This is a genomic window from Rhizobium sp. RCC_161_2, from assembly GCF_041355235.1.
GTDB lineage: Bacteria > Pseudomonadota > Alphaproteobacteria > Rhizobiales > Rhizobiaceae > Rhizobium.
This window is the reverse complement of record NZ_JBFUPL010000001.1, coordinates 602,086-622,522: the sequence shown is the minus strand read 5'-3', so window position 1 is coordinate 622,522 and position 20,437 is coordinate 602,086. Positions and strand designations below refer to the sequence as shown.

The window sequence follows — 20,437 nt, the reverse complement described above, 5'->3', positions numbered from 1 at the left end:
GTGTTGTCCCCTTTCATAGAACTGAAAAGCGTCCGCCGCGAATACCAATCCGGCGATCGCACCATCGCGGTGTTGAAGGATATCGATCTATCGATTGCCGAAGGCGAGATGGTCGCCATCGTCGGCCCCTCCGGCTCCGGCAAGTCGACGCTGATGAATATCATCGGCCTGCTCGACCGCCCGACCAACGGCACCTATGCCATCGCCGGCTCCCAAACCCATCTGCTCGACAGCGATGCGCTTTCGCAGCTGCGGCGAGAGCATTTCGGCTTCATCTTCCAGCGTTATCATCTGCTTTCGGAGCTGACGGCGCTCGGCAATGTCGAAGTGCCGGCGATCTACGCCGGGCAACCCGGCGAGGCGCGCAGCGAACGCGCCGCAGCCCTTCTGCACCGTCTCGGTATGGGTGACCGATCCGGTCACCGCCCGGGCCAATTGTCCGGCGGCCAGCAGCAGCGTGTTTCGATTGCCCGCGCGCTGATGAACAATGGCCGTGTCATCCTGGCCGACGAGCCGACCGGAGCGCTTGATCGCGAAAGTGGCGAAGAGGTGCTGCGCATCCTCGCCGAACTACATGCCGAAGGCCATACGGTGATCATCGTCACCCATGATATGCAGGTCGCGGCCCGCGCTAATCGTATTATCGAGATTTCCGACGGGGATATCATCGCCGACAGGCGCTCGACCGACAGAAATCCTCGCCCTCACGGCCCCTCGCCCAAAACGATTCCAAGCAAGGCCGGTTGGCGCGAACTGGGCAGCCGCCTGACCGAAGCCTTCCTCATGGCGGTGCTTGCGCTCAAAGCCCACCGGCTGCGCACGTTCCTCACCATGCTCGGCATCATCATCGGTATCGCCTCGGTGGTCTGCGTCATCGCGCTCGGTGAAGGATCACAGCGCAAAGTATTGTCCAACATCAATAATCTTGGAACCAACACGCTGGAAATCTTTCCCGGCAAGAGTTTCGGAGACATGCGCTCCGGACGCATAAAGACCCTGATGGTCAGCGACGCCGATGCCCTGGCTGAGCTTACCTATGTCGCCGCCGTCACGCCGACGGTCTCGACCAGCAGCACCGCGCGGTTCGGTTCGACGGAGGCCAATGCACTGATCAATGGCGTCGGCGATGCCTATTTCTCAGTCAAGGGCTCCAAGCTCGTCGCCGGTCGCCTGTTCGACAGCGATAGCGTCCATCGAATGGCGCAAGACGCTGTCATCGACCAAAACACAGCCACGACGCTCTTTGAAGACAAAGGTATTGATCCGTTGGGGCAGACGATCTTCGTCGGCAAGGTACCCGTGCGGGTCATTGGCGTCATCGCCTCGCAGCAGGGCGGTTTCGGCTCCAGCGACAACCTCTCGATCTATCTTCCCTATACCAGTGTGCAGGCAAGGTTCCTGGGCGACATGTCGCTGCGTAGCATTACCGTGCGCGTCAGCGACGATGCAGAGAGCGCGACCGCCGAGGCGGCGGTGACGCAATTTCTGGAGCGCCGGCACAAGGCCAAGGATTTCTTCATTCTCAACACCGACGATATCCGCCAGGCGATCACCAGCACGATCCGGACGATGACACTGCTTGTCTCCGCAATTGCCGTTATTTCGCTGCTCGTCGGAGGCATCGGCGTCATGAACATCATGCTGGTCTCGGTGTCCGAGCGCATTGCGGAGATCGGCGTTCGCATGGCGGTCGGCGCGCGTCGGCAGGATATCTTGCAACAATTCCTGATCGAGGCGGTCCTGGTCTGCCTGCTGGGCGGCGCACTTGGTATCGCCACGGCGCTCGGCTTCGGCTTTGCCTTCAACCGGCTCGGTTCCAATTTTACACTGGTCTATTCGGTAAATTCGATTGTGCTTGCCTTCACATGCTCATGCATGATTGGCCTCACCTTCGGCTATCTGCCGGCCCGCAATGCTTCCAGGCTCGATCCGGTCGCAGCTCTGTCGAGAGACTGAGCCATCCGGACCTAAGATATAGCATTAAGAGTAATCCGGCTTCGCCATCCGTGTTGGGGGGCGTTATGGCGAAGCCGGTATGCGGGGGCGGTCAAAAGCTTGCTCGAGCAAAGCTTACGACCAGGACCAATTCTACATGAACGGGCGGCTACAACATTTCTGAACATTGCTGAAACAAGGAGTTTTCGGGACATTTATTGTCCCGACATTGCCTTCTACGGGCTGTTATTTAGTAAGCTAAACGAAGTTATTCGTCCCTCCTAATCAGCCAGTTTTTCATACTTCTGGCAAGCATATTATTTCTCGCACCGCTAAAATATGGCCAAGATTCCCCCATAGCGACAGCTCTTGCGCGCCCGCCGACCGCGGCAAATTGGCATTCCAGCGACCAGTAAACGTCAGGATACAGGCTTACCGCTGATTCTCTGATTGGGACTCTTGAAGGTAATCAACTGCTCCAGGCCCCGGGGATGTCGATTGCGCACGACGATCTCCCCTTCGAACCTCGAGATGATTTCCTTGGCGATGGCCATTCCGAGACCAGCTCCCGGAAAGGATCTTTGCCGCGCAATATCGATACGGAAAAAGGGTTCGAACACCTGGTTCAAGCGCTCCTCGGGAATGCCGGGGCCGGTATCGACAATTCTGACAACGGCTTTGTCGCCGAAATGGGCAACCGTGACGATTGCCGATTCTCCATGTGTCGCGGCGTTGATGAGGAGATTGCGCAACGCCCTGGTGAGTGCCAGGACGCCCGCCGAAATCGACGCTGGCTGTAACTCTCCGCTTTCGATGTTCATGCCGATCACCGCAAGCTCCTCCACGATATCAGCCACGATCGCATCAAGCCTCACGCACTGCAGGCCATCGCTGGAGATCTCCTCGCGAACCAGCCCGATGGCGCTATCGGCGATCGTGTCGAGCTCCTCCAGATCGGCAAGCCATTTGCGCCGGTCTTCCTCATCCTTGATGAATTCAGCCCGCAACCGCATGCGCGTCATTGGGGTCCTGAGATCGTGCCCGGCGGCGGCTACCAGCCGCATTCGGCTTTCCGTCGCAGCCTTCACGCGCGCGGATAGTCCATTGAGAGCCTGCGCTGTAACGCGAATTTCGCCAGGGCCGGTTTCCGGCACATGCGGAAGCGTTCCGTCCGGGCCGATCTCGGCCACGGCCCGTTCCAGCATGCGAAGCGGCTTCATGATCTTCGAGGCGGCAAAGATGGATACCAGAACGCTTCCCGTGATGATCAGGCCGAGCCATCCTATCAGAATCATCCAGCCTCCGGGTGGCGGACCGAATTCCGGCATCGGCATCACCATCCAATTGCCATCGGAAAGCTTGATAGAGGCAGTCGTTTCTCCGCTCATCTGCCGCGTTATGGTTGCATATCGCGCTGCTGCTACACGGCTTAGCGCCTCCATCAGAACTCTGGAAAGGTGCTCGTCGCCAGGTCCGTCCGCCGGAAGCGCGGCGATCACCAGACCGGAAGACACCGCCGCGCTCCGATCGTTCTCCGCAAATGTCGCAAGGATCGACAGCTGACGCGCTACCGGTTCCATCGTCATGTCCGGTCGCGGCCCCCGCATCACCAGGCTCGCCACCAAAGACGACGTGGTGACGACCAGAACAATGGCCGTCAGCAGAAGAAGCGCAAGACGAGCGCCCAGGGATTTCATGGATCGCCCTTGACCGCCGTCACCGGAACAACGAGCTGATATCCGCTATTCCGGATCGTCCTGAAGACCGGATCGTCGACGGTTTCGCCCAGCTTACGGCGCAACCGGCTCATCAATACGTCGATGGAGCGATCCGCCGGATCGCGATCCCGTCCTTGCGTCAGGTCCAGCAACTGGTCGCGGGACAGCAGCCGGCCGGATCGTTCAAGGAAGACCTTGAGGAGGTCGAACTCGGCTCCCGTCAGTGCAATGATCTCGCCGTTATCCTTGGTGACGCGTCGAAGCTGCGGGTCCAGGGTCATCTCCGCGAAAAGATAGCGCCGCTGCTCCGGCTCTGGTGACAAATCCTCATTCACCCGGCGCAGGACCGCGCGTATGCGCGCCGCCAGCTCTCGCGGGTTGAACGGCTTGCCGAGATAATCATCGGCGCCGATCTCAAGCCCCAGGATCCGGTCGATATCTTCCTTCAGGGCGGTCAGGAGAATGACGGGGATGCGGGGCCGGCGATTTCTGAGATCGCGGCAAAGGTCGAGGCCCGACCCATCGGGCAGCATGACATCGAGGACGAGCAGATCCGGAGCGCGACGGTTGAGCGCATCGTTGCAGCCGCGCAAGTCGCTTGCCGTCGAGACACGGAAGCCCTGCTCCTCAAGATATCGGCTGAGGAGGGCGCGAATCTCGTGGTCATCGTCGACGATGAGGACATCAGGCGCGGCGGTCAAAGTCATGGGCATCGTTCCATTTCTGCTAAGTTTTATACGAACTCCCATTCAAAAGAAGACTTTTCACGGGCAAGACCCGCAAAATTCCCTGCAGGAAACGTTGGTTTACAAAAATCTTGCCGAAAGAAATATTGAGCAATGAAACAGGGCGACGCACGAGGCGTCACCAGGCTATGCCTCGCGCTGCCATTCGACAGTCCAGCCGGAAAGGCGACCCTCGATGGCGCCACTGTCCATCATGAACCGGATTTCGATGGGAAGTTGCGGTTCGACAATGTCAACGCGCATGCTCGCCTCGAAAGAACCCGTCCCCTCCGGACAAACCCGAAGTTTACCGAGTGTCTCCCCGGAATGAACCTCTATGGTGAAGATCTGACCGTAGCAGTCCTCATCGATATCGAAGGCCAGCTTGACACTCCAGCGGCCGGGAGGAAGGTGAAAATAAGGACCATAGATGACGCATCGCGCGCCGCCGGTGAGATCGATCGAATCCTCAATGCTTTCGTTGGGCCTGTCGCCCGAAAGGAATGTCTCTCGCGGCCAGAAAATAGGCCGCCCGGAAATATCGCCACGCCCGATTTCCAGGGGAAGAAGAACCTCTTTGACAGCCTCGTGCAGGGGTTTGCTAAGTTCGGATCCGTCTTCCAACGGAGGCACATATCCGGCAATAACCGCTGCCGCTGCTTCCTCCAATTTCGGAGGTGCCACCAGCAGTTCTCCAACTGATGCGGTCATGCCAAGATGCTGCAACGCGCTGTTGATCTGGTCTGGTGTGAGATCGATGTCGAAATGTTCGTCTATTCTCTTCAGCAGCATGTCTATGCCACTCGGGCCGCCGACATCATTGCGGCGCATGATAAGCCCAGTGGAAGCATGCGCTATCGGCTCGAGGCAGGCGAGACTTGCCGAGACGGCCCTGATCAGCCCGAAGTCCTGGCCCTGGGTGGAGCGCGCAAGATAAGAAACGGCATCCATCGGATTTTCGAGGAACAGCATGAAGGGCAGATTCACACGCAGCATCAGCTCTGTCAGTTTTGCCTCTGGAAACTGTGAAACAAGAATGGCGTGCGCCTTCGTCCGGTTTCGCACATGTTGCCGGAGGTCCTCGACTTTATCGGTCGAAATGACTGCATAATCGCCAAATGCCTCGCGCGCCGCTGCATGAAGCGCCGCAACGCCCCAGGATGACATCACGCCCGGCATACCGAAGGCGAAGAGGATCGTCATATAAGGCTCCTCCCCGATCTATCCATGGAAGAGAGTGTCATAGAGCTCACCAACCCTTTGATGGTATCGGTCCGCGGAAAATTGAGCCGCCTGCTTCGGGCCAACCTCGGCGAAATGCGAGCAAAGCCCGTCATCCTGCGCCAGAGTGGATATCGCCCTGCGCATGTCATCGACATTATAAGGATCAATGAGCAATGCGGCTTTGCCTGCAATCTCGGGAATAGATCCTTCGGTTGAGCTGAGAACAGGGGTTCCCAACTGCATGGATTCGAGCACCGGCAATCCGAAACCCTCGTAAAGCGATGGAAAAAGCACGGCCCGCGCGCCCCTGATCAGGCTTATGAGCAACGGATAAGAAACGAAATCGAAGCGCTGGATCTGGCGCTGCGGAATGATCCGGTCGTCAGCACGGCGATAGAAACGAAAACGCTCGTCGTTGATCAGCTCTTGGGTAGCGTCGCCTTTCCAACCCGGGGCACCGACAATGATCAGGGGCAGATCCACCTTGCTGGCGAGATAGGCCTCGATAAGGCGAGCAATATTCTTCTTCGGCTCGAAGGCGCCGAAAAACAGAAAATACCCCTTCCAGTCGAGATGGAAGATACCGGCGATTTCGTCGGCCACCACGTCGTCCGGCTTGGCGCGGAGTGCGTCCGGCACGTCGACAGCCTGGTAGGTATTGCTGACGCGTTTCTCGTCCACGCCCAGCACCTTGATGATGTCGGCGCGGGAGGTTTCGGAGACCGTGATGATGTGATCCGCCCGCTTCACCAGGGACCGCAACATCCTGTAGTGATAACGCTTGTCATCCTCGGTCAGATAGGGCAGCCGCAACGGCACGAGGTCGTGGATCGTGTAGACGTTCAACGATCTCTTTGCGGCGATCGGCATCGGATAGGTGCAATGCAGGAGATCCGGCCTATTTTCAAAACCTAGAGCGAGATTGTTGCCATAACGTTTGAAATGATGACGCGCGAGGTTGAACAGATCGTTCGAGGCGTAAAGCAGCCCGGAATCGCCAATCTGCGCCTGAAGCGATTTCAGGATGACCGTACCGTTCAGCGGAATAGGAATGGGATTGACGCCGAACGGGGCGGCAATGCGCCTCCGCAACCAGCGCCGGGCAATGAAGAGCGGTCCGGTCGGGCGTTCACTGCTGTCATCGAACAGAACAACTTCGCGCAACATCGGATCGCGCGGAATGTTCCCCTTGATGTCATGGATGACGCCGGTCTTATAGCCGAGCGTACGGGCCGTCGACATCAGGCTCCGGGTATAGGTAGCGACACCCGTGCCCTTCTTGAGCGAAAGATTGAGACCATCGTAAAGAATCGTCCGACTCACTAGCCTCTCCCACCATCGTTACTTACTTGGACAGCCGCCTCAGGCCGGCGTGTCACGGGAAAGGACGAGAAGCGAATCGTCGCCCCCATACACTGTCAGAAGCTGCTCACGCGTGACCAACACGGCTTCGCCGCTGAAATCGAGACGTCGGAGTGATCCGTAGACCGCGGTCAATTGGTCAAGAAAGCCGCCCGCGTCGACATAGCGCCCGGCGTTGAATTCGACGACGATGATCGGCTTGTGGCGGGCGATTGTCTCGCTCATCCCCTCGAATATGGCCTCCTCCGCTCCCTCGGCATCGATCTTGATGAAATCGATCCGCGCGGAGGCGGCACAAAGCCGATCCAGCGTCATGACCGGAACCTGGACCACCGCGCCGCTTTCAGCGTTGGGAACAAAGCGATCGGAAACGATCAATGCATTCTTCGGCTCGCTTCGAGGAATATAAAGCGGAGCCCATTCGCCGTTTACATTGCCGAGAGCGACAGTCTCGATCTTCGTTCGCTTGGAGAGACCATTGAGATCAACGCTGCGGTTCAGAAAATCCGCCGCATGGGGATTGGGCTCCACAGCGATAAGCTGGCCTTCATCGCCGACAAGTTCGGCCAGAAGTATGGAGTAATATCCGAAATTCGCACCGACATCGATGGCGGTCATGCCCTGCTTGACGTTGCGGGCGCAGAACAACGTCAGCCAGATCTCCCAGAAGCCGTCGAGCACGATGTGGGAACCGAAGCCTCTGTCGCGCGTGTCCACATAAAGCTTGTAACGCCCGAGGACACGCACCAAAGCCGTGTGATCACCCAGATAGGTACTGGTCACACGCTGCAGTATGGCTGCCTCGGCCTGATGCCGATCAAACGCCATAAGTTCATGAAGGTGAAGCAGCGGTGACGTACTCATGTCAACTCTCCGTAACCAGCCGGTGCGCAGAGCAGTCCGTAAGCCTGACATCATGGTGATGGCCCCATTCTGCTCGTCCACGCATCTCGACGTCTTTCACACGCAAACTAGAAATTATACAGTCGTTATCAATTCGCCGTTGCAGCGCTTATGCCAACGGATGTGGCGGATAGCGCCTGCGATGTGAGTCCCTGGAACAAGCCCATAAACTTCTGCACATCGACGGAGCTCGCGTTGGAAACGTAAACGATGTCGCGCGGCTGGATTTCGAAACTCTGCATTGCCAGCAACGTCGCCGCGTTCTTCAGATTGAACCTGTAGACAATCGGAACTGCGGTCCCTCTGCGCAGAAGCGGATTATTCGGCGGAACGACCCTGCGCGCGACATCAAGTGGTTCGTAGCGGAGCAGGAATACGCCCGTCACGTCTGCTCGACTGTCCTGAAGCCCACCCGCACGCGCCACCGCATTTGCCATTGTGACGCGTTGCGAGCTGAAGGCCACCTCGCCATTTTGTCCGGTCGCGCCAAGAATCGTAAAGGTCCTTGGTTCACGCACCACCGTCACGACGTCCTCGGGACGCAACCGTATATTCTCACGCGGCGACTGGACGATCGTCTCGAAGGGGAGAGCCATGGTTGCTCCCCTTCTCGTCAAATAGACTACGCTCTCGTTGACCCCGGCGCGCAATCCGCCCGCAGCAGCAATCACGTCCAATATGCGGTCCCCGGCCGGCGAAAGCGGCACGCGTGCGCCGCCGGCGACTTCACCAGTGACGGTCACGGTGTTGGAGGTGCTCTGTTGCACCGTTACCAGCGCTTGCGGCTGGACGGCCTTACCGGCAAGTCCCGCAATCACCAAGCTCTCAACTTGCGCCGGCGTACGACCGGCCGCATTGATTCGACCCACATAGGGTATGCCGATACTCCTGTCGCTGCTCACGACCTGTGGCGGAATCGTCACGGAGCTGCCGGAAGCCTGCTGCTGGCCGCCGCTGCTGGCAGCCGTGCCGAACAGGCTGCCGGGCGGCGCCTCCCAGAGGCTGACGGACACCACGTCCCCCACGGCGATGCGCAGGCCAGGATCACGCGGACCCTCACCAAATTTGGCAGCAAGACTGGGTCGCGGGCGCTCCACGTTCCGTATCATCGACTGCGAATTGACATCCACCAATGCGAATGATGGCGAAGCCTGCCGGGCCGCCTCCTCCAGGATTCGTGACGTCTTCGGTCCGGATTCAGGTAACGCACAGCCTGTCAAAAGGCAGGCGAGGACACAAAAAATTCCAATTCTTAGTTGCATTACCCATCCCGAGAGGCACAGAGGCAGTTATAACTCATGCTTGCCTGCATGCGCATCATACCGTTCCGGCCTCGTCGCTTCGTTCTCGCGTAAAGCGGAGGATCGACGAGGGGCTGAAGCCATACGCATGCTTGTACAGAACCGAGAAACGTCCCGGATTCGAGAACTGAAGACTCATCGCGAGATCGGTTATACTCTCAGCCTGGCCGCCCTTGATAGCGCCATGGGCGGCGGCAAGACGATAATTGCACAATATCCCCATCGGAGTGTCCCCTCGATAGGTCCGAAACATGCGCTGAAGCGCCCGCGGACTACAGCTGGCGGCATTCGCGAGATCTTCCAGCATGATCGAATTGTGCAGATTGTCGCGCATGAACGCCTCCGCCCTCAGTAACTGACGGGGAGCCGTCTCCAATGCGCCGCGACTGAACGCATCGGATAGATTGTGTGGCAGCTTCGCAAAAAGCTTGACCAGCACCAGTTCGTTATAGGCTTTGGCAAGCATGACCCGTTCCGCTGGACGGGCCGACATGAGATCCTTCTCCGCCTGCCGCAGGGTCTGATAGAGCCCCTGAGCTCCACCCTGGCGGAAACTGACCGAAGACAGGACGAATTCCTGTACATAGGGCCTGCCCGTTAATTCCTCGAAATGCTGGCGCAGCACCGCTTCCGGAACTTGGAACATCAGCCAGGAGCTTCGCGGCTTGATTTCCAGCCGCTTTCCCATCCGGTCGCTGATGCTTGCGACATTATTAGCGGAAATACGCACCGACCTGCGCGTGCGCCTGTCATATGCCTCAACCTCCCCCGCCAGGACGAAGACAATGCTTACGCGAGGCATGTCGTGTTTGGCGACCCCCTCCAGGCTGCCCGAATGCTCAGCGCTGACGATCGACGCTGATTGGAGAGGCTGCTTGCTGAACTTGAAGGAATAATCTCCGCCGGGATCCGGCGGTACCGTCCACTTCCAGTTCGGCTCTAAAACATCGAGATTGCGAACAATCGCATCACGAGAATACACCTCAAAGGTGCCAACGCATTGCTCGACAACTCTTCCCAACATAGTCATCTGCTACCCTACTCGAAATCTAAAGTTGCACCCCAACAATTGCAAGCACTCGATTTTCATTTAGGCCAGATTTTGCCGATTCCATTTAAGGGTGAGACCATAGGCGCACTCCTTCAATCGTCCTAACACGGCATAATTATTCAGCTTAAATTACATTAAGCGCTGTTAAATTAGCACAGCAGATTTCTTCCGAACAGTACAGATAATGACAATGCTAACATATTTGCGCCATTGGGCTTCTCCCGCAAGACGTGAACTTTTCGTTAAGACGAAGTAGGACAAAAAGCGCCTATTATAGTATCCAATCATATCCAAAATAACGGTCTAAGGTTGCAGAACGAATCACTAAAATGCAAGATCAAATCCGGGTGAAAATGATTGCCGCCAGGAGGACGTGAAAGCATCGGTAGAATCTCTCCCTGCAAGAGTGCCTGCATCGAGCAATCAGCTATAAAGCGAATTAATTTCCATTATGCTAATTTAGTATGCGTTACTTGAATAAATTTCCCGATGTGCGCGCGCCACGCAAATCCACCATGATAACAAGCCGGAACCTCATGGCCGGCAGGCGGCCACCATCCAAGAATACTGTGCCATTTTGAGACGCATTAAGGACCGAACCTGCATTTCAGGATCCGTGGATCCTCAAATGAATCGATCACAATGTCGAATAAATGCGAAAAGCATACTCGACATCATCGAAAACACGGCCTCGGCCGTTCTTCAGGACCAGCGCAGAGGTGCAGATATCGCCGATCACATTTAAGTTATGTCCGACGACAATCATCGAGCGGTCCTTCCGCTTGACGAAAAGCTCCTCGAAAGAACGAGTCTGAAACCGCTTGTCGCCGACAGCCATTACCTCATCGATGAGATAGCAGTCGAAATCGATAGCGAGCGACATGCCAAAGGCCAGCCGCGCGCGCATGCCCGATGAATAGGTCTTGAGTGGCATGCGCAAATATTTGCCGAGGTCGCTGAAGTCCTCCACCAGGTCGCGGATGTCGTCGAATGGCTTGTCATAGATGCGCGACAAGAACCGCATGCAGTCGTAGCCTGTCATCGATCCGCCGAACCCCCCGCTGAGCGCGATGGGCCAGGACATGGACATGTTGCGCACGATCTTGCCCGAGGTCGGCTCCTCGATTCCGGCGATCAAGCGCACGAGGGTGGATTTGCCGGCGCCGTTGTGGCCGAGGACCGCGATCTTCTCACCGCGCGAAATCTTGAAGCTGATGCCGTCCAGCACGCGGCGCATGCGGCCGTGCACATCATACTCCTTGACGATGTCGAACACGCCGACAATCCCGTCCGGCTGCGCCGAAACATCATTCTTTGGCGGCTCTTTCGGTGTCGCAAACTCGCCGAGGCTGATAGGAATACTGTTCATCGCGATGCCGCATGCTCCAGAACTTGGGAGACAAAGAACCGCACGATCCAGTAGATGGCGCCGCATATCGCAAAGAACATCAGAAACGACAGGACGCGTTTTGGATAAAGCGGATGATCGGGCAGATTCGGATTGGAAATGCGCTCAAGATAGAGCTGCTGACGCTGCGCATCGATCTTGGCATTTTCCAGCGAGGTAGTCGCTGAGGCCAGCATCTTGGCCGCCATTTCCCTTTCCAGCAGCAGCTGTTCATATTGCGCGATGCGCGGTGCCATGGAACTGTCGCTGCCCACGACACGCGCCCGCTCATCGCTGACCTGGCGTTCCATCGCCGTCACCCGCGCGCGCAATGCCTCCCCCTGCGGACTTTGCGGCGCCTGCTCATCAAGAGCCGCCAGCCGCGCCTTGCTGTCGGCCACATCGTCCGAAAGCCGTGCGATCATATCAAGAGCGGCGGCCGACTGCTTGGTCGGATCGATGAGCGTTTCCCGATTGCGGAAATCCGTCAGATTCTTTTGCGTGGTTTGCAGTCTCGCTTGACTGTCGGTCAGTTCGACCTGCGCGTAGCGTATGGCATCTCCTCGAGCGCGGTCGTTGAGGCGGTTGATGAGCTCTTCGGCATGCTGCACCAGGGCATTTGCCAGATTATAGGAGTCCTCTGCCCGGAACGCATGCACCTCCAGGGTCGTGACACCACTGCCGCTATTGGTATCGACCTTGACGAAATGCTTGTAGTGCTGAAACAGCTCTTCATTGTTCGCCACGGTCCATGGCAGCGGATACCGATTCAGAAAGTCGGCCTCGGGGCGCGACATGATATCCTTCAAACCGTTCTTCGCGGTGAGCTCATCCACGGCTGCGCGCGACATCATGAACTCGCTGACAATATAGCTATCGTCCTGCGCCCGCACGAAGCCGGTGCTTTGCAAGAAGCCGCTAAGCAGCCCCGCCGCGTTCCGGTTAGGGCTGCGAACGACGAACTGTGTTTCGGAGACATACTGGTCCGAACAGATGAAGGCGTAGTAGGTGGCGCCGAGCAACCCGGGGATCACGAGCATCAAGAGCAACAGCAGATGCGATCGCAGCCAGCGTCCGAATGTGCTCCACCAGCTCAAATCCTTGCCGGAAACCGTGACGGACGAGCGTACGGTTACCAGCGTAACGAAATCGGTGAATTCTCTGTTGTTCTCGATGCGGGTCATTTGAGGGCCGTCACATCTCTCTCTCGGAGAATAATAGGGACATCTCTGTAGTTTTCCGGAGTCATCATCAAGACGTCGGAGAGCCTCCCACCTCGAGTACGCCGCGCCATCATGTCTCGCAGCTGTACAAATCCAGAAGAGACACGGAATTTCGCTATAGGTTCCCATATATCCTTTTAAAGTCAAATATATTTCGCGACTAATAGCGATTTTCTGCTTTTAAATTCAAATAGATGCCTTCCTGTCGCAATTAATACTTTGGCGGCGCGATCAGTATGGCGTGGGTAAAACGCCGCAGCAATAAATGTCAGTCACTTAGCCACTGCTCCTTCATTGCTGTTCAAGGAATTCGGAATGGGAAAGTTCGGAGGAATCTCGGACCGTGGCAGCAATTTTGTAAACCTGCGCGATCACATGAACTTCCGGACGGCCAATCGCTCCAGATGGCCCATTGGCAACGCGCCCACTTCAAAGCCCCTTGTTCTCCTCCTGCAAGGGCCGGTAGGCCCGTTCTTCGATATCCTCGCCAAGGCTCTCGTCACCGGCGGATACGACACGTTGAAAGTCAACTTCAATGGCGGCGACTGGCTGTTTTCTCATGGTAAGGGCGCACTGAATTTCTGCGGCACGACCGATGCCTGGGCCGATTGGCTTAAGGCCTTTATCAAAAGAGATGCGCCGCTGGTCATCGTGCTCTTCGGCGATTGCCGACCGTATCACCGGATGGCCATCGATGTCGCAGGGCAGCTGGGCGTGCCCGTGCTTTGTTTCGAGGAGGGCTATGCCCGCCCCCATTTCATCTCCTGCGAATGGGGCGGCAACAACGCCCGCTCGCCGCTGCGCACCGATACATCCGTGACTGCGGATTCGGACATGCCGTTGGAGCCCGTGGAATTGATGCGGGGCAATCTGTTTCGGTCGATGGCGATGGAGGGCATCGCCTACTACGTCGTGAAGGCGCTGGGCGCGCCGTTCTTTTTCGGCAACGAGCATCACCGCGATCGGGCAATAGTGTCGGAAGTGATCCTGTGGGCACGTAATTTCTATCGCAAACTGCGCTACTACCCCAGAAACAACAATCTGACGGTCGATCTGATCGAGAATCAGGAAGGCCGCTACTTCGTCGTCGCGCTGCAGGTCCATGACGACCAGCAGCTCTTGAGCCATGGCCGCGGCTGGACGATGGAGCGACTGATAACCGAGACGATCAGATCCTTTGCTCGTTGTGCGAACCCAGCTCATCAACTTGTCTTCAAGATTCACCCCATGGATCGCGGGCATAAGAGCTATCGGCCCTTCGTGAAACAGCTGGCCATGCTCAGCAAATGCGAGGAGCGCGTGCAGGTGCTCGACGACGGATCGATCGGCCTTCTCATCCGCCATTCGCTCGGGCTTGTCACCGTCAACAGCACGTCCGGCCTTCTCGCCCTCAACCATGGAAAACCGCTTCTTGCGCTCGGCGACACTTTCTACGGCGCCGAAGGGCTTGCGACTTTGCCGAAAAATGATGCGCTATCCGCCACGGCAATAGACGATTTCTGGCAGAGCCCGATCGCTCCGCAAAAGGAACGGGTGCAGCAGTTCGTTCGCCACATGTATCGCCAGAGCCTTGTCAACGGCAGCTTCTATCTCCGCCCCTATATCGAAGGCACCGCCGAGCGCGTCGTGCAACGCATTCGCCAGCAATTTCCGGCAGCTGAGGCTGCAAGGACGGTCGTTTTCCCGCACGCGGACAATTCAATTCTGCTGGAACAGCCGGATTTCGGCAGTCGCAGCGGATTGTGACGCGGGATCGGGAGATTGCAAATGTTTTCAGATTTCACACTATTTCCCCATGAGGAGCGGCCCGGACCGGCGGAGGGCAGCGAGCGAGGCCTGTGGCTGCCGCCGACGGATGCGAGACTTCTCGCCTTTTTGCCGACACGCTGGCGTTTTCCGCTGATCGGTCCCACGCTCTCCGCCTCGCTTCAGCCGATCGAACTTGCAAGGGGAGCAGCCGATGGCGTGGTTGGCTGGGGCGACAAACCGCCTGCGCGCATTGCCCGTCGCTATGCTCAAATGCGTCGCCTTCCCTACTGGACCCTGGAAGACGGCTTCCTGCGTTCCGTCGGCCTCGGCAAGGCAGGGGCCCCTTCCGTTTCCCTGATCGCAGATGATCTTGGCATTCATTTCTCGGCTCACATGGCGTCCCGGTTGGAGACATTGCTGCAGGGCGGGACGCCCGGCGCCGATCTGGCGCGGGCGAAAAAGCTGCGTGAATGGATCGTTCAAGAGCGGCTTTCCAAATACAACCATCTGCCGGAGGGGAACGTCCTGCTTCGACCCACCCGTCGCAAGCGCATCCTTTTGGTGGATCAGGTCGTCGGTGATCGTTCCGTCGCCGGCTCGGGCGCCAATGCCGGAACCTTTCTCACGATGTGGGATGCTGCGCGTGCGGAGAGCAACGCGGATATCATTATCAAGAGTCATCCCGATGTCGTGGCCGGCCGCGCCAAAGGCTATCTGACCTCACATGCGCGCGAAAGCCGGGTCCAGCTCATCGATACGACCATTTCCCCTCATTCCGTACTGGATATGGTCGATGAAGTCTGGACGGTCTCAAGCCAGCTCGGCCTGGATGCGCTGCTGCGCGGCATGACTGTCGTGACATTCGGCATGCCTGCCTACGCGGGATGGGGCCTGACGCAGGACCGCGCCGACAGCCTCATCGCAGCTGTGGCGCGTGCCCGCCGGACACGCCGCATCGGTCTCGACGAACTCGCCCATGCCATGCTTCTTCAATATTCACTCTATGTCGACCCGGTAACACGCCAGCCGATCGCGGCTGAACAGGCCGTCGAACGGCTGCTGCAATGGCGCCACCGCGCGGCCTCGCTCTCCGGCCGCTATCTCTGCATTAATTTCTCCATACATAAGCGTTCGGTTCTACGCCGCTACCTGACCAGCCCCTCCTCCGAGGTTCATTTCGCGAACAGACCTACCGTCACCCAGATCCAGGCGGCGGACAAAATCGTCCTATGGGGCAACACCGCCCCGCCGGAGGAAAGCACCCTATGGAAACAGGGGGGAAGGCGGTCGATCATCCGGGTGGAGGACGGGTTCATTCGTTCCGCCGGGCTCGGTACATCGCTCGTCCCGCCATCCTCGCTTTGCTTTGACGCCGACGGCATCTATTTCGATGCCTCCAGGTCAAGCAGGCTTGAGACAATCCTGAACACCACGGAATTTGACAGCGCGCTGCTCGAACGCGCAAAGAGGCTCCGTCAAACCATCGTTTCGATGGGCATCACCAAGTACAATTTGCCGCCGCAGCCCTCGCCCAACTACCGCGCGCAAGCCAAGGGACGAGCCATCGTGCTTGTGGCCGGGCAGGTACCGAATGATGCCTCGCTGCGGCTTGGCATGGCGAGCCACGATTCCGACACCGAGCTTCTGACAGCTGTCCGACGCGCACGCGTCGACGCCTTCATCGTCTATAAGCAGCATCCGGATCTCCTTGCCGAGCCCTTCCTGCATCCGTCGCGAATCCGGCCACCACACGACATCGCCGACCTTGTCGTCGGCAACGTCGATCTGAATGATCTGCTTAACACGGCCGACGAAGTCCATGTCGCGACCTCGCAGGTCGGCTTCGAAGCACTCCTGCGGGAACGGTCGGTATGGTGCTACGGACTGCCTTTCTACGCTGGCTGGGGACTGACCAACGATGCCGTCGTTTCGCTTCGACGCAAGCGGACCTTGAGCCTCGACGCGCTCGTGGCCGGCGCACTCATCCTCTACCCGCATTACTGGTCGAATATCGCCGACCTGCCTTGCGAGGTGGAAGATGTCATTGCCGAATTGTACCGCGCTCGCCAGGGCACGGCACCGGACCCCTCAAGGCGCGGATGGCTGGCGCATATGATCCATATGTCTGGAGTAAGAAGGCTGCGATGAACTCTGTTGTCATGGATATTTCCCGCCTCATCGAGCGGGCACACTGCCCGACACCCACGGGTATTGATCGCTATGAACTCCACTATGCGCTCTGGCTCAACGAGCGCCGCAAACAAGCCGCGTCACAAGATACCAATCAGCTTTCGCAAACGCCGTCATTCATCGAGACCGGCTATCACGGGGCAATATCCGTCGGAACCGCGCGGGCGGATAGCCTGATTTCCACGCTCAACCGCCGCTGGGCCACGACTGAACTCTCCTCTTCCCAGGCCGCTCTTCTGGAAAGAATCTTCGCCGCCATCGACGGCAAGCTTCCTTGGCGTGCAACTGCGGAAATGAGTCCCGTCGATATTCATGCGCAGAGGCTGCGGAAGTTCGCCCATGTGGTCGCCACCCATTTCGCGCAGGGACCAGTCGTGCCTCGCAACACCTCGTTCATGCATGTCTCCCACAGTCGGCTCGAACGAACCTCGGCTTTTTCCTGGCTCAAGCAAACCGGCCGCAACGGCGTATTCTACGTGCATGATCTCATCCCCCTGTCGCATCCAGAATTTGTTCGACCCGAGGAACCAGAACGACATCGCCGCAGAATGGACACCGTGCTGCAACACGCAGCGCTCGTCCTCTGCAATTCGCAGGTGACCGCCCGCGCTCTTCGTACCTACGCCCAGGAGAGCAATCGGGCGCTGCCATCGATTGCAGTACTGCCGCCAGGTGTCGAGCAGTGCTTCCTGAATCCGCCGCAAGATATCAAACGGCCCCAAAACCCCTATTTCGTCACGCTCGGCACTATCGAACCGCGTAAGAACCACATGTTGCTGCTCAGCCTCTGGCAGTATCTCGCGGAGCGTGATGGTCCCAATGCGCCTCGCCTGGTGATCGTCGGCAAGAGAGGATGGGAGAACAGCCATGTTCTCGCGATGCTCGAGCGCTGCCCTTCCTTGCCGGGGCTCGTGATCGAGGTGCCGGGACTGGAAGATGCAGCACTGGCACGGCTCGTTTCCGGCGCCGCGGCGCTGTTGGCTCCGTCCTTCGCGGAAGGATACGGCATGCCGATTACCGAAGCGCTGGCGCTTCGCACGCCCGTCATTGCCTCCAATATCGCGTCGCATCGGGAGGCAGCCGGCATCGACGAAGCAATCTTCCTGAACCCGCTCGACGGCCTGAACTGGCGCGCGGCGGTAGATGCGATCGCCGCCTCGCCGCTACGCCGGACCAGGGCAAGTGTCGCCAATCGATGGGATACGCATTTCGACGATTTGGAGGCCCTGATCGCAAGCGATGTCGCCGCGCGCCGCTATTCCGCACAGCGCGCACCACAGCGCTCTCAAACCATGTCGCTCGGAGCGCTGTCATGAATAACAACCTGAATTTATCAAAGGGCGATGCCGACAGGAGGAAGGGCCAGCAAAGTGACAAGCTACTACGACATTGAAAACTGCTATAAATTCATCCTCGGACGTAAACTCAACGAGGACGAACGGGGCGCTATAGCCCGGAACTTGCTACAGCTCAGCGACCTTTCGTTGGAGGAGCACCGCAAGCGCTTTCTGACCTCGGCCGAATTCCATAACCGCCATGGCGAGTTGCTTTTCAACAATTTCATTCCGAAATCGATTACCGTGTTATTTGAAACAAAATACAATTTTAAATTGTATCTCGACTTGCGGCAGTATCACATTTCCTTCGGGATTATGAATGGCGAATATGAGAAGTTCGACATCGATTTGATCAAGGCGATCGTGCCGGATGACGGGCACTTCATCGATGTTGGCGGCAATGTCGGCTACTACTCGCTCTCCGTGGCAGCCCGCTCCGCATTCAAAGGCAAGGTGCTTGCCTTTGAGCCGCTACCAAAACTATGGAACCTCTTCAATCGGTCAATCAAGGAAAACGGCCTTGCTGACCGCATCAGCGCGCGCCAGCTAGCTCTGGCCGATGCGCGCGGAGAACTCCCGCTCAATAATGCTGAAGAGACGAACAACGCCGGCGCCACAAGGTTGATGACCGACAATGTCGACAAGCAGCTCGGTCGGAGGGTCGAGGTCGAAACGCTTGATCGGGTTATAGGGGAGATGCGACCAGACGCGATGAAAGTCGATATCCAAGGCGCCGAAGGTCTCTTTCTCCAAGGTGCGCAACAAACCATCACCACATATAAGCCGACAATACTCATGGAGATCAATCGCGACATGCTAGCGATTCTCTCGAAGACGACGCCGGGCGACATTTATCGGCACCTTGCGGGATTGGGCTACAGCATATGGAGCACTTCCCTGGAGAGGGTGACGCAGGTGGAGACGGCAGCTGAGCTCGATCTGCATTTTTCCGCCGGTAGGGTTGCGAATATTCTGGCCATCCATGCAGATCGTTTTGGTGAGGTACGCGAGCGTATTCAGGCCTTCGGCGTAGAGATGGCGGGGAAACCACACGTGCCCGTAAAAGCGATGAAGTCGGAAAAATCGGTAAAGGCAAAAGTCAAGCGAAGCCGTGTGAAAGAGACGGCTATCTAATCGTCATCAACGCCGGAGTTCATCGGGGATGGTGAATTGCGGACATTCAATTTGGGGGAATCGTTCAAATGATAAGGGCAACTACATGAGCGTTGTCGCCTATTATGGCTCATGTCCCAGCGAGGAATTTGTAAAATACGCCTTCCCGGACAGCAGGCTTGGCTTCTTTTGCTATGGAATAAATGTTGCCAGCTTCACGGATGACAGGAAGGTCAGCGTCAAGGGCATCGAGCAATGGCCGGAGCAGATCAGGAAGAAATTGCTGTACGAGACAAAGAAGGGCTTCCGAAAAAGGCTGAAGGACGCTGCCCCACAAACGCTGGTGATGGACTTCTCCCGCGCGTCGCGTGCTTCGATCATGTGCCACAAGAACGGCGTGCTGACAGTTCCCTACGAATTGCTCGAAGCTGGCCCGCTTCAACAGCTTGAAGCGTTCAACCTTTTCAAGGTCGTGCCTTTTGGAAGTCGCGAATTTTGGAAGCTTGTGACCGATGCATTGCAGAAATTTTGTGATTTCCTGACTGCCGAACTGCCGGAGACGGAGGTCATCTTTCTCGACGTCCCGCCCACAGCCGACTACCGCGGGACACTGACCGACAGCAACACCTACATGACGGATTTCTGCCGGTGGCAGATGCGTTATCCGATTTGCCGCATGCTGATCGACTTCTGCCTGGCGCGGATCAAGAACAGCCGCGTACTGACACCACCGGTTCCGCTCTACTCCGACGACGCCGCACTTTATGGTCCGGCGCCGATGCACTACGCGGCGGAAGTCTGGATGGAGACAGCTGAAATCTATCACGCCAATGGTGGCTTTAGCGGGCTGGGGCGCTCGTGCGACCTCGTGTCAACGCTCAGCAACTATTCCGGTCTGATGGAAGCCTTCTCCAAGACCGCCTTGTCAAAGCCCAACCTGCAGCGTTTCGGCCTCGATATCCTGCATGGCGCCCTGCCCTATCTGTTTGCGAAAATCCAAAGTCCAGCGCGCACCCATTTTGACGAACCAATCGACTCGTCTGATGTCGTCGCGGCTTTTCGCTGGATCTTGGGACGGGAGCCGGAATCGGCCGAAACTTTCCTTAATCACTACGCCTTGGCCAATCGCAGGGAATTGCGAGATACGCTGCTACAGTCGTTCGAATTCAAGCACCAGGTGAAATCTTATGTCAACCAATAGACCCGCTCGGCATGCGAC

The 20,437-nt window shown here is 57.6% G+C and carries 15 protein-coding genes; 6 read left to right on the top strand and 9 right to left on the bottom strand.

Going from position 1 to position 20,437, the window contains the following annotated elements:
* On the top strand, positions 1–1,956 hold the full coding sequence (locus AB6803_RS02730; RefSeq protein WP_371107417.1) for a MacB family efflux pump subunit: 1,956 nt from the start codon (positions 1–3) through the stop codon (positions 1,954–1,956).
* Positions 1,957–2,354: 398 nt separating this feature from the next.
* Here AB6803_RS02730 and AB6803_RS02725 read toward each other — a convergent pair whose 3' ends face one another.
* The 9 genes from AB6803_RS02725 to AB6803_RS02685 form a co-directional block, all read right to left on the bottom strand.
* On the bottom strand, positions 2,355–3,632 hold the full coding sequence (locus AB6803_RS02725) for an ATP-binding protein (protein ID WP_371107416.1): 1,278 nt from the start codon (positions 3,630–3,632) through the stop codon (positions 2,355–2,357).
* Positions 3,629–4,360: a response regulator gene (locus AB6803_RS02720; RefSeq protein WP_371107415.1), complete on the bottom strand. Its 732-nt coding sequence runs from the start codon at positions 4,358–4,360 to the stop codon at positions 3,629–3,631. The genes AB6803_RS02725 and AB6803_RS02720 overlap by 4 nt, the downstream gene beginning before the upstream one ends.
* Positions 4,361–4,525: 165 nt before the next feature.
* On the bottom strand, positions 4,526–5,581 hold the full coding sequence (locus AB6803_RS02715; RefSeq protein ID WP_371107414.1) for a hypothetical protein: 1,056 nt from the start codon (positions 5,579–5,581) through the stop codon (positions 4,526–4,528).
* Between the two features lie 18 nt (positions 5,582–5,599).
* Positions 5,600–6,925, bottom strand: coding sequence for a glycosyltransferase family 4 protein (locus tag AB6803_RS02710; RefSeq protein ID WP_371107413.1), 1,326 nt, complete (start codon positions 6,923–6,925; stop codon positions 5,600–5,602).
* A 39-nt stretch (positions 6,926–6,964) separates the two neighbouring features.
* Positions 6,965–7,828: an FkbM family methyltransferase gene (locus AB6803_RS02705; protein WP_371107412.1), complete on the bottom strand. Its 864-nt coding sequence runs from the start codon at positions 7,826–7,828 to the stop codon at positions 6,965–6,967.
* Positions 7,829–7,956: 128 nt separating this feature from the next.
* The gene (locus AB6803_RS02700) at positions 7,957–9,129 is read right to left on the bottom strand and encodes a polysaccharide biosynthesis/export family protein (RefSeq protein WP_371107411.1); all 1,173 of its coding nucleotides are present in this window, start codon (positions 9,127–9,129) and stop codon (positions 7,957–7,959) included.
* A gap of 55 nt (positions 9,130–9,184) precedes the next feature.
* Positions 9,185–10,198, bottom strand: coding sequence for a helix-turn-helix transcriptional regulator (locus AB6803_RS02695; RefSeq protein WP_371107410.1), 1,014 nt, complete (start codon positions 10,196–10,198; stop codon positions 9,185–9,187).
* Between the two features lie 658 nt (positions 10,199–10,856).
* Entirely contained in the window at positions 10,857–11,588 is a 732-nt protein-coding gene (locus AB6803_RS02690) for an ABC transporter ATP-binding protein (RefSeq protein WP_371107409.1), read from the bottom strand.
* The gene (locus AB6803_RS02685; RefSeq protein ID WP_371107408.1) at positions 11,585–12,958 is read right to left on the bottom strand and encodes a capsule biosynthesis protein; all 1,374 of its coding nucleotides are present in this window, start codon (positions 12,956–12,958) and stop codon (positions 11,585–11,587) included. Before AB6803_RS02685 ends, AB6803_RS02690 begins: the two co-directional genes overlap by 4 nt.
* 186 nt (positions 12,959–13,144) lie before the next feature.
* On the opposite strand from AB6803_RS02685, the gene AB6803_RS02680 reads away from it, so the two are divergent.
* From AB6803_RS02680 to AB6803_RS02660, 5 genes are all read left to right on the top strand, one after another.
* Entirely contained in the window at positions 13,145–14,575 is a 1,431-nt protein-coding gene (locus AB6803_RS02680) for a capsular biosynthesis protein (RefSeq protein ID WP_371107407.1), read from the top strand.
* A 21-nt stretch (positions 14,576–14,596) separates the two neighbouring features.
* On the top strand, positions 14,597–16,726 hold the full coding sequence (locus AB6803_RS02675) for a capsular polysaccharide biosynthesis protein (protein WP_371107406.1): 2,130 nt from the start codon (positions 14,597–14,599) through the stop codon (positions 16,724–16,726).
* A complete protein-coding gene (locus AB6803_RS02670; RefSeq protein ID WP_371107405.1) occupies positions 16,723–18,084 on the top strand; it encodes a glycosyltransferase family 4 protein in 1,362 nt (453 codons plus the stop codon). Before AB6803_RS02675 ends, AB6803_RS02670 begins: the two co-directional genes overlap by 4 nt.
* 54 nt (positions 18,085–18,138) lie before the next feature.
* Positions 18,139–19,239, top strand: a complete 1,101-nt coding sequence (locus tag AB6803_RS02665) for an FkbM family methyltransferase (RefSeq protein WP_371107404.1) — start codon at positions 18,139–18,141, stop codon at positions 19,237–19,239.
* Positions 19,240–19,324: 85 nt separating this feature from the next.
* Complete coding sequence (locus AB6803_RS02660; RefSeq protein WP_371107403.1) at positions 19,325–20,419, top strand: DUF6270 domain-containing protein; 1,095 nt, start codon at positions 19,325–19,327, stop codon at positions 20,417–20,419.
* Positions 20,420–20,437 lie beyond the last annotated feature (18 nt).